Below are 1,705 nucleotides of genomic sequence, written 5' to 3'. Positions count from 1 at the left end.
TGCTATAGTCCCCTTAAGGTTGACAGATGAAAAACAATAATTCATCTATCAATGCTTAAGGGGATTTTATTATGCCTAGAACTAGATTTACACCTGAAGAAAAGTTAGCAATTATCATAGGTTTATCGACGACCGAATTAACTAAGACCGCTTATCTGAGATCACATGGTGTTGACCGACAAGGCGTCGAGAGATGGCAGGAAATTTATAAGAAGGATGGTCTTAAAGGCTTAGAAGAGCGCAGTAACTGGACTCGTTATAGTAAAAAGACTAAGCAACAAGCCGTAGCTGCCTACTTGAATAATGAAGGCGGTTTGATTGATATTAGTAATCGATTCGGACTAAGGAGCAAGACACAACTCAGAGACTGGATTAAAAAATTCCAGTATAATGGTGGGACCAATAAATCATTGACGGCTACGCCGTCAAGAAAGCAGGTCCGTATTATGAGTCGTAAAACTACCTTTGAGGAACGAATTGAAATCGTTGAATACGTTACTGCCGGTAAACATTCTTATAACCAAACATCTGAACATTTTAAAGTATCCTATCAGCAGGTTCGCTCATGGGTTCTCAAGTCTAAAGAAAACGGTTATGCAGCCCTTAAAGATGGTCGTGGCCGAACGAAGCCAGTCAAAGAAATGACTGAAGTTGAGCGACTTCAACTGGAGAATCGCCAATTAAAAGCTAAGCTCAAAGAACAGGAGGTCCTAGATCTCTTCGCAAAAAAATTCCGAGAACTACAGAACAAGGAGTGAATAACCAACATAAAATAGCCTATCAAGCAATTCAAGAAATCAGTTCACAAGTTCATGGTGCCCAAGCAATCATCTTGCGTTACATGGGTGTTAGCCGTCAAGCTTTTAATCAGTGGCAACACCATAAAGATACGCCTTGGCAACAACAAGAAAAGATACTTAAACAGAAAATCAATCAATACTTCAATGAACATCGACAAAGAATTGGTGCCGGGAAAATGATTCACTATCTTGAACATGATGAAACCCTCGGTTTCATCATTTCACCAAAACGCGTCAAACGCTTGATGTCAGTCTTACACTTAAAATGCCAAAGTCGAGTTAAAAAACATCATCGGATCAAGCAAGTTGAACAAGAATTGCGCGACAATATTTTAAATCAACGATTTGATTTAGCGACCAAGCCTAATCAAATCTGGTTGTCCGATTCTACAGAAGTTCGTTATGGTATTAATGGCGAATATAAGATGCGATTATGTGGTGTCTTAGATTTATATGGTCGATATTTATTAGCATATAAACTAAGCGTTACTGAGACTAGCGAAGCCATGATGGATACCTTTAAACAAGCATTCAAAGATGCCGGCAACGTGCATCCAATAGTTCATACTGACCGAGGCTCAGCCTTTACTGCCAAGGCTTTCAATAATTTAATGACCGAGCATGAAGTCATTCGCAGCATGTCCCGTCCGGGAACGCCTTACGACAACGCGCCTATGGAGCGTTGGTGGAATGAATTTAAATTGAATTGGCTAGATGGTCACCCAATGCCTAAAACTGAATCAGAGCTCACCACACTCATTGAACAAGGTATCCATTACTTCAATTACATTGACCGGACAACACAAAGAAGCGGCTTCACCGCGGTAGAATACCGCGGCAAAGCCGCTTAGACAGAACTCGAAAATTATATTATTTCACCTGTCAACTTGACAGGGACTAGTACA

Annotated in this window: 2 protein-coding genes; both read left to right on the top strand. The window is 40.4% G+C overall.

Annotation, left to right across the window (positions count from 1 at the left end; all coding sequences use genetic code 11):
- The first annotated feature begins 71 nt into the window (after window positions 1-71).
- Window positions 72-758 (top strand): helix-turn-helix domain-containing protein, encoded by a 687-nt coding sequence (locus AAA939_RS15210; protein ID WP_338211601.1) that lies wholly within the window; start codon window positions 72-74, stop codon window positions 756-758.
- Complete coding sequence (locus AAA939_RS15205) at window positions 755-1,651, top strand: IS3 family transposase (RefSeq protein WP_338211603.1); 897 nt, start codon at window positions 755-757, stop codon at window positions 1,649-1,651. The genes AAA939_RS15210 and AAA939_RS15205 overlap by 4 nt, the downstream gene beginning before the upstream one ends.
- The last annotated feature ends 54 nt before the right edge of the window (window positions 1,652-1,705 follow it).

The organism is Lactiplantibacillus paraxiangfangensis (genome assembly GCF_036246185.1).
GTDB classification, from domain to species: Bacteria; Bacillota; Bacilli; order Lactobacillales; family Lactobacillaceae; genus Lactiplantibacillus; species Lactiplantibacillus paraxiangfangensis.
Note: the sequence above shows the minus strand (reverse complement) of the source record. Positions and strands in the feature narration are given on the sequence as shown.

Excerpts from the sequence above, each read along its gene's own strand:
- AAA939_RS15210 (WP_338211601.1), top strand. The coding sequence starts at position 72 with ATGCCTAGAACTAGATTTACACCTGAAGAAAAGTTAGCAATTATCATA.